Below are 11,034 nucleotides of genomic sequence, written 5' to 3' on the forward strand. Positions count from 1 at the left end.
ACACTCACCTTGACTGCTACGACTAATACGGCGAACAACAACTATTGTTTGCAAGGCGGAGTTAAGGGCAAGGTAGAGGTACAGGTACGCACATCCAACAACACAAACACAGCGCCTTATGTATTCCAGCACAATGGAACAACGGTAGCTACTCAAAATGCGACTACCTATATATATAATAATTTAGACCCTGGCACACACACCTTTACGGTAATAGATAAACACAGTTGTAAAGCCACCTACACTGTTGAAATCAAGAAACCGCTTTCTATTGATGGAGGTACAGGAGCGACAGTATCGAAGGACATCTCTTGTAACGTATTTCCGGGCAATAAAGGGAAGATAGAACTCAAGGTAAAAGATGGAAATCCACCTTACCGTTATGTAGTGAAACAAGGTGGGGCTTTAGTACAAAGTCTTCAAAATGTAGTAGGCAATACAGCCACTTATGAAACAGCAACCCCAGGAGCATATACAATTGAAGTTACCGATAGCAAAGGTTGTATCATCACAGGAACAGCTACATTAGTAGCTGCTGTAGCGCCAACAGTAACAGTAAGTACAACAACAGTAGGTTGTTATGGAGCTAATAATGGAACTATATCCTTAACAATTTCAGGAGGCAAAGCACCTTATAAAGTCTTCTTAGATGGAGTGAATAAGGGCAGTCAGTTAGTATTTACAAATTTAGCAGCTAAGAGCTATATTGTAAAAGTAGTCGATGCCAACAATTGCGAAACCATTAAAAATGCTGCAATAACCCAACCTGCGAACCCATTACAAGGTTTTGCAGGAGTATCACAACTCATAGGTTGTGGCACGGGAGCCAATAAAGATAAGGCAGAGGTACGCATTACCAACCCAAGTGGAGGTACCCCACCATATCAATATAAGTTCGATGGCAACTATGGCAACAGTAAATCAGCTTGGTTACCAGCAGGCACCCATACAGTGTATATAAAAGATGCTAAAGGTTGTGAATTAGGACTTACAGTAACAGTAACAGCGAGAATTCCAGAACCTACAGGCACGACTTACACCATTACAGGTTATGATTGTAATGGTAAGGCTACGGTACGCTTTACAGGTACCCCAACCTCTTATGATTATACTTATGAAATAGATGGCAAAACTGCTACAGGTACAACCGCTACTGTTACAGGTTTAGCACCAGGCAGTTATACAGTAACGATAAAATATAAAGATACCAATCTTCCAGCTTCAAGTATATTGATAGAAGAAAGTTTTGGTTCAGGGCCTACCGCTTGTTTATCTTCAATAGTACCATCAAATTGGACTTGTAAACTTACAGGCTGTTTAGAGGAAGGAACTTATGCAATTACCAATCAAGCAGGCGCATATCCTTGTCCAGGTTGGTGTTGGAGAATGCCAAAAGACCATACGAGCAATGGAACAGATGCACAAGGAAGATTCTTTGTAATGAATAATGGAGTAGTAGCACCAGGTGGTACACGTTTCTATTACAAAGAGGTACAAGATGTAGTGCCTAATCAGCCAGTTAAATTTAAAGTATATTTGTATAGTTTAGAGAAAGAAGAATGCCATAATCCTATCATACGACCTAATATACAAGTAAGTTTAGTAGATGCCAGCAATAATGTATTGGCAAGCACAACCTCAGGAATTCTTCGCGATAACCGACACGATTTAGATTGGCAAGAGTTCTCAGGAGAGTTGAATCCAGGCACTGCAACCTCTTTCCGAATAGAATTTAGAAATTTGACAGTAGGAAGCGGGGGTAATGACTTTGCTATCGATGATATAATTGTTTACCAAGAAGCAAAATCTTGCGAACAAGAAATCACCAAGCAAGTAATAGTTCCCTCAGGTAAAGAGTTTAAGGCGAGTGTAGTAAGTCAAACCGGTGTAACTTGTAAAGGTTTGAGTACTGGTAAGGTAACCTTCAAGATGGAGAACCTACACGGAGGTAGCTACCGAGTATCAGTAGATGGAACGGCCCGTCCAGGGGTAGGTTATGCAACCCCTACAACGGCATCGACTTTTGAGGTAGACGGGCTCAATGCAGGAGTTCATACCATTACCTTTAGTCATAACGGTAACTGTTTGCTTACCCGTACAGTAACCATCACCGAGCCCAATGCGCTTACCCTTACGGCAACCATTAGCGAGCCAGCGATGTGTTCCAACAACAACAAAGCACGAGTAACGCTTACAGCAGGTGGCGGAACTCCACCGTATACTTATATCTATCAAGGAGTAGGAACGACCACTACCCAAACAAACAATGTCTTTACAGGCATAGCCCCAGGTACCCCTACCTTTATAGTAAAAGATAAGAATGGTTGTAGTGCACAGCTCACAGGAGTCTTTACAGTAACCACTCCAGCAGCTATAACGCTTACTACATCAGCAACCACTTGTTATTCAAACAATGGAGATGGAGTAATAGAAGTGAAGATCAACAGTGGTAATGGCAATTACAAAGTAAGGTTAAATAACAATGCGGCGGTAGTTTTACCAGCCAATGGCACCACCCATACCTTTACGGGTCTTACCCAAGGCAGCTATAGCATCACCGTTACCGATGGTTATGGTTGTAGTACAGCCACCCAAGTGCGTATTTACCCATCGTTAAATAGTACAGTAAGGGTAACCCACCAAAGTAGTTGTAATACCAATGCGAAGATAGAGGTAATAGCCTCAGGAGGAGTAGGAACAAGCAATATCGAATACGCTTATGTATTAGGCAGTGGATTGCCTAATTACCATCTAAACGATACGAGCAAAGTGATTCCACACTTTAGTGAGGCAGTACAAACTTGGACAGTTTATGTACGTTCTGCAGGTTGCGTAAAAACGCATCAAGTAATAGTGAAGAAAGCCGATAATGTAGCCTTTACAGCGGCGACAGTAACGCCTACGTGTCAAGGATCAGCAACAGGCAAGATCGTGTTGAAAAACATTCAAGGCGATGGCAACTTTACCGTACGTTATGGCAATGGAGGAACTCCAGTAATAGCCACTTATACAGGTATAGCGACCAACACCTATACGATAGCCAATGTAGCAGCAGGAGTATACTCAGTAACAGTAACCGATAAATACGGCTGTAATGCGACACAAAATGTTACTTTAGCCGATATGCCAGCACTTACTGCTACGATAACCTTATCGGCAACAGTAGGAAGTTGTGCATCCACAGGTTCAGCAGCCACCCTTACCCTTACAATGGGTAATGATGCTTGGACAGCCTACCGAGCAGGCGGTAACCAAATATACTATGAGTTTAACAATAGTGGTACTTGGCATCCAATGCTAAACAATCCACATTACATACTTCCTTTATCAGGAGTAACCGAGCCAGGCAGAACCATCCAAGTGCGTTTTGCAACACGTCCGAGTGCTACAGCGCCTAATGTATGTAGTACAGCAGCGATGGCTTATGTAGTACCGTTGCCAATTGGAGGCGTAAGTGTAACCACCAATTTAGAACAGTACGTACAGAACTGTACAGCGGCAGGTAACCCATTGTTTACCGCTACGGTAACAGTAGCTCCAGGCAAAGGACAACCACCTTATCAGTTTAATATCAATGGAGGAACCTATGTAGCCGCTAATGTAAATTCAGTTACACACGTGTTCACAGGCTTAGTAGTAGGTCGTACCTATACCTTTGGAGTTAAAGATGCCAATGGATGTGAGGCAGCCTACACAGGAGACATCTATGCGAGTGTATCCTCACCAGCGATCAGTGCAATGCTTGAAGGCAATCCAGCCTGTCACGGCTCTAATGGTAATGCAACGCTTAAAGTACGTCGTAGCACTGCATATAACTCAGGAGCCTCAACCAGTATCAGTTGGGCAGTGTATGACAAAGCAACCGATGCGATAGCTATAGATCCTGTAACATCAGCACCTATCAATGGTACAGCAGCTATGCCAGGACCGGGAGGCGAGTCTATCTTGTCTACCTTTACCCTCAGTGCAAACAAAACATACTACGCTATTATCAGCGAAGGAAGTTGTAAGTGGGGTAGTAGAGACTTGCATATACGAGAATTAGCAACGCTTTCAGCTACGGTATCACAAACCGCTACAATTACTTGTGATAGCGATGGAGTTTTAGAGGTACAAAATCCTACCGGAGGAGGAGGTACTTATAGGTACACAGTAACTCCAACAACAGCAGGAGTTACTTTTAGAGCACCAATAGTTACAGGAAGCTCAAGAGTACAGATAGTAAAAGATAATATAGCCACTCCAGCGATGCCAACCTATCCAAGTGGAGCTTATAGTTTTGGAGTAAAATTAGAGATGGAAGACCAATATGGATGTAAAGCTACTTTAGGTACATACACCTTTACAGTAACGCCATCTCCAAGAATTGCAAAAGCCACTGTAATAGGTTGTTCCGATGGACAGTACACCCTTACTGTTGAGCCACAAGCTAAAACAGGAGCTTCAGGAACCCCAGCAACAGGAACAGAACTCAACGGTTACGAATACTCAATAGATGGAGGTTTAGATTACCAAAGCAGCAATGTATTTGCTAACTTGGTAGCAGGCCAGTATGATGTACAAATCCGAGATAAATCTACAGGATGTATAGCTACTAAAACCGTGAGCATCACCAATGCGTTAGAGGCAGATATAGCATTAACCACACCATTAGGATGTGGAGGCGGAGGAGCCGAAATCACTATAAAAGTAGACAATGGTTCAGGCGACTACGAATATAGCTATATAAATCCAGGTGGTACACTAACAGGACCTGTTACAATACCACAAGTAGGAGGTCAATATAAAGCGACCATCAATGTAACGGCTGTAGGTGTATATACCGTAACAGTAAGAGATAAGAGTACATCAGGCACTTGCGGTAGTTATACTAAGAGCATTACAGTACGTACTGCCGAACATCCAGAGATAACCACTTCGGTAAAAACAGTAACCTGTGCCGGAGGTAATGATGGAGCGATTTACCTTACTGAGGTCAATGCAGCCACTGTAGGAACATTCACTTATGCAGTACAAGGCCCAAGTGGAGCAGTTCCATCATCATCAATAGTCAATAGAGAAGTGAGAGGTTTAACGGCAGGAGTATACACCATTACAGTAACGGCTAATGGTTGTCAAAGCACCTATACAGCAACAGTGAAAGAGCCTACCGCACTTACCCTTAGCAAAACAGTGATAGAGAACAACAAACAAGAGTTCAGTTGTGGAAGCTCAGGCAGTGTACAACAAGCTCAAATCACAGTGCCAAGTGGGGCAGTACAAGGCGGAACACAACCTTATAGAATAGAGTACTTGTACGGTACCGTATCAGGTACAGGCAATAGCTTTAGCATAGGTAATACAGCAGGAGGCACAGTAACCATCACCGCTATCGATGCCAATGGTTGTAGCACCCAAACCTCAGTGGTAATCAAACCGTTTGAAGCTTTTGATGTTGATAAGATCGACTTTACGGTAACCACTTCAGGAACTTGTAATGCGAGTGAGACCATCACCATCAGTGCAACCCAAAGTTCAGGAGTACCATTTACCGGTCAGTTGTTGTATTATCAAGGAGCTACCGCCCCTACGGGAGCGATTACCCCAACAACAGGCGGCTGGCAAACAAGCAATAGCTTTACCATAGCCCCTAACAGAACTTACACATTCTGGGTAGCCAACAAAGCGACAGGCTGTACAGTGAGCAAGTTGTACATCTCACCTAACCCTAACAACTTCAGCATTGTAAACCCACCAGTGAAGAATGTAGGTTGTAAAGGCGCTAACGATGGTACCGCTACCTTTACCCTTAGCAATACAGTAAGTGGTCACGCTTATAATGTAACCGTAACCCCAGCAGGAGGAACGATTGCACCATCCGCACCATTTACAGCAACGGGCACAACAGCAACCTTCAACATAGCAGGTTTAGCTCCTAATACCTATACAGTAACTGTAAAAGATAACAATACAGCTTGTGAGCAAGTATATAGCTTCAAGATAGAAGAACCAACAGCGTCTGTTACAGCGAGCGTTACAGTACGTCAGGCAACTTGTGCTAGCGCACCTACTTACAACAGTGGAGAGATAGCCATAGAAAATGTAACCGGCGGTTGGGGCACATATCAGTACTATATCGGTCAAGCAGCTCCAGGCTTTGAAGTGTGGACAAACACAAGTGTACGCACAGGCTTAACCCCAGGTACTTATAGAGTATTAGTAAAAGACAACGGAGGTTGTCCTACAACCCTTAGCAGTACAGTAACCATAGCCACCCCAACAACTATTAGTGGTACACTTACGGTAACCAATGCAAACTGTACCAATGGTACGGGAGCCATAGGAGTGAGAAGTGTAACGGGAGGTGAAGGCGCGAACTACTTGTATCAACTCATCAAAGATGGGGTAGCACAAGGCGGAGCACAAACTAGCACCGAGTTCCAAAACTTAAGTGCAGGTAATTACCAAGTAGCGATATCCGATTCTTGGGGTTGTACAGTAACTCTTACTCAATCGGTAACCTTATACGAACCGGTAGAAGGAGTAGGCGTACGCTTTATCAAGCAAGTAACTTGTACACCAAATACAGGAGCGACAGTTAGCGTCACTTATGCAGGAGGCGATTCACCAAGCTTGCGTTATACCCTTAAGAACTTAGGTACAGGAGTGAGCACTACATCCACTACCAACGGATTTACAGATGTACCAGCAGGTAATTATGAAGTATCGGTATACGATGTAGCAACAGGTTGTCCTACCCAAACCCACACCTTTGCAGTAACTGATGCAGCAGCAGTAAGCTTTACTTACACTACAACAGCAGTGAGCTGTAGTGGTAGCAGCGATGGTAAGTTAAAAATTACCATACCAGGTACCCAAACACAAACCGATTATCAAATCAATATAGTAGGTAGCGGCGGCTTTACCCGCAGTGAAACGGTGAACACCACACCTAAGGACATAGAGTTTATAGCTATGCCAGCGGGTACTTACACTGTAACACTCACCTCGGCGCGCAACTGTACTAAAACTGAGACAATTGTCATAGGCGCACCAGCCACCTTGATAGTGAGCAATACCACTACGGTAACCACACACTACAGATGTGATGCCAATAACAATGCCCAACAAGCAATTATCTCAGCAGTAGCGCAAGGCGGTACACAACCTTACAAATACAACTATCAAGTATTTGATGGTACAAGCACCACCACTTCAGGCTGGATAAGCAGCAGTGTCTACAGCCTCACAAGTGTAGGTAGTGCCACACAAACCGTGATAGTGAATGTAGAGGATGCCAATGGCTGTAGAGCCGTCTACACCCCATTGGTAGTACCACCACTACAACGCATCAGTGAGATAAAAGCCACCCGATTGACAACCATCAGTTGTAATCAATCCGAAACAGTGAACTTCACTATAGTAGGAGGTAAGAACCTCGGTTATATAGTAGAGGTAACAGCCAATGGTAGTGTGGCAACGCCAACGCCATCAACACAAACCCTTACAACAGGAGCGAATGTAGCAACAGTACACTTCAATGCTCCAGGTTACTATACTATCAAAGTAACCGATAGAGAAACAGGCTGCTATGCCACCGTATCTTATACCGTAAACGAATATAGAGCGATGGAAGTAAGTGCAGCCCAAAGTAAACCAGTGAGCTGTGTGGGAGATAGCAATGGAGAGATAACCATTACCTTCAGTGGTTACCAAGGCCCGATAGCTTACCAAGCCTACACAGTAAGTCCTACGGTTGCTCCAGTAGGTAGTTTGCAAACCCAAATAGGCAGTCCAGATGCGGTGCGTAAAGCGGTAATCAGCGGTTTACCAAAAGGCAACTATGTGGTAAGAGTAGACCAAACCGATGCGCCAAATTGTACGGTAACTAGCACCCAAGTAATGGTATCCGAGCCAGCAATGGCACTTACAGCTACCCCTACAGTCACCGATCGCATCAAGTGTGGCGTTGGTCAAACAGGAACCTTTAATGTAGAAGCTACTGGAGGATGGGGCAATTACGAATATCGTTTGTTCCACAATGGTACAGCCCATCCAGTATATGGAACTTATACCAGCACCTCACTCTTTGAAGGTTTATCAACAGGAACTTATACAGTAGAGGTAAAAGATGAAAATGGATGTGTAACAATAGTAACCCAAGTGATGGCAGCACCCGATCCTATCGATGCGACAGTAACAGTAACCAATGTAAATTGCTTCAGCGATCGAACAGGGGTGATAAGCGTACAAAGCATCACAGGAGGTAGTGGCAACTACACTTACGAATTGAAAGAAAAAGGAGGAGCTATTGTACGAGGCGCACAAACTAATACCACTTTCACAGGATTAGACGCACGAGAATATGTGTTGATGATCACCGATGGATGGGGATGTGAATCACAGATAGAAGTAGAGGTAACCGAACCTGCCGAACTCAATATAGTAGCCGGTATTACCAGTCCACTTACTTGTCATTCCCCAGCTACAATATCACTTGTAGCAACAGGAGGCACAGGAGCTTATACTTATTATCAAATAAAAGGCGGATTGACTACAACAGTAGGAAGTACCGTTACGGTCAATGCAGCCGATGTAGGCGATTACGAGTTCTATGTAAAAGATGCCAACGGCTGTACATCTAAAGTATCTAATAAGATAACCATAGCAGCTTTAGAACCTTTAGCCTTGCACGTGAATACAGCCGATGCCTTTGTGAAGTGTAACGGAGAAAGTTCAGCGCGTATCACCTTCTCAGCAACCGGAGCATTGGGTAACTATCAGTACAAATTGTACAAAGGCGGAATTGCACAAACAGTTTCAGCAACCCAAGTAAATGCTACCGACTGGGCATTCTCAGGCTTAGCAAGTGGTACTTACCAAGTAGAGGTAACCAGCGTAGATTGCGTACAAACAGCGACAGTAAATATAGGTGAATCACCAGCCTTTACAGTAGCAACCGCAACCACTGATATCACTTGTAACTCAATGCGTGATGGTACCATCTCAATGACGGTAACCGGAGGCGCAGGCGATATACAATACGCAATCAGTCCACGATTAGATAGATTTGTATCCGAAGGCTACTTCACACGACTTGCTCGAGGAGAATACGTAGTAAGAGCCCAAGATAAGAATGGTTGCTTTGTAGATGAGGTCTTCAAGATCAACGAACCCGATGTATTGAATGCCATCATCGATAAACAAACCGATGAGGTATGTTATGGAGCAGGCGATGGTACCGTATCGATAACCATCACTGGAGGAACCCAATCGTACAGTACCTCAATCGACGGTGGTGCTTGGACAGTAGATAAGACCTTGTATACAGGCTTATCAGTAGGAACCCACACCATCACGGTGAAAGATGCACACTCTTGTACAACCGAAGTATCAGTATTGATAAAAGAAGGTGTAGATATGCAAGCCACAGCAACAGTAATTTACGGTTGTGGTAACAATACCGTAGTCAATACGATCAACGCAGCGGTCAGCGCCAGCTACACAGGAGCGGTAAGCTTCAGTTTAGACGGAGCAGCACCACAAAACTCAGGTAAATTTACAGGAGTAACAGCAGGTACTCACACCATCACCTTTGCACACCTCAATGGTTGTACAACCAGCCTTACAGTAAATGTAACAGCTTACAACAGTTTAACGGCAACAACGGTAACAAAAACCGATATGAGCTGTTATGGAGTAAACGATGGAACGATAACCTTTGTGGTAAACGGCGCAACCAATAGTTATACTTATACTATTGAACCAGAAGCCGGCACGTTCGATGCAGCAAACAGCCGATACACAGGTTTATCAGCAGGTACTTATACAGTGAAAGTGAGATCTAATGGCGAGATCAATTGTGAATTAGAACACAGCTTCACTATAGTAGAACCCGATTTGTTACAAGTCAATGCCTCAACAGTATCCGAAACCTGCTACGGTTTAAACAACGGACAGTTGATATTCAGCATCCAAGGCGGTAGAGCACCTTATAGCTATACACTCAAAACAGCTTCAGGTACTTTAGCAGATAGCGGAACCGTAACAGCAACAGGAACGGTACGCACTATAACCAATGTAGTAGGAACTTATCTCTTAGAATACAGCGATGGTCAGTGCTCACAATCTTTACAAATCACAGTACCATCAGCACCTAAGTTAGATATTGTAGATGTAAAAGAACAGTTCAACTGTTCAGTAGTATCCACTACTTACACCACCAGCTATTTACGTGTAGAGTTCTCACAAGCCGATGACAAACGTACAGCGAGCAATACCCTCTACTCAGTAGACGGAGGTCTTCAAAAAACTCCATTCAAGAGAATAGAAGGTAAGTACGGATATACCGATATTATACCTACAGGACAATACACCCTTACGGTATACTATTACTCAAATGTACCAGGAGCACCACTATGTGAACAAACTTGGGGTAGTACCGTGAGCTTAACCCGTTATCGAGGTTTAGAAATCAAGGATATTACCGATCCGAGAGCAATCAACAAGATAAAAGTACAAGCCGTTGGCGGTAACCCATCAAGTTATAGTTACACGTTCAATGGTTATCAAGACGGTACAAATGAATATATGTTGCGCTCAAGCGATCCAACCACACGAGTAGTAGGTAAGAGAGTCTACAAAACAGTAGTTGTAGAGGCGATAGACGGCAACGGCTGTAGCTCAACACTCACTATAGAGAAAGAGTATATGAAGTCAGTACCACCTGATTTCTTTACACCAAACGGAGACGGACAGAACGACGGCTGGGATCCAGATAGATACCGCAGTTATCCAAACTTAACGGTAGACATCTACGATCGTTACGGACGTTATATCACCAGCTTACGTTCAGGAGAAGTATGGGATGGTCGATACAACGGCAAGGAATTACCAACAGGTGACTATTGGTACATCCTCAAAACCCACGAAGACGGCGAAGACGACCAAGAATATGTAGGTCACTTCAACCTCTATAGAGCCGCCGATTAAGAGTATTTCTTGAAATAATAATAGCGAAACTCCCCGATTAACTAATGCTAATCGGGGAGTTTT

1 pseudogene is annotated in these 11,034 nt (G+C 43.8%); it reads left to right on the forward strand.

Going from position 1 to position 11,034, the window contains the following annotated elements:
- Positions 1-48: 48 nt before the first annotated feature.
- Positions 49-10,971 (forward strand): annotated as a pseudogene (locus I7X29_RS14880) (T9SS type B sorting domain-containing protein); the annotation flags it as partial.
- Positions 10,972-11,034: the final 63 nt, after the last annotated feature.

Origin of the sequence: Capnocytophaga periodontitidis, from assembly GCF_016126015.1 — a bacterium.
In the GTDB taxonomy this organism is placed as follows: Bacteria; Bacteroidota; Bacteroidia; order Flavobacteriales; family Flavobacteriaceae; genus Capnocytophaga; species Capnocytophaga periodontitidis.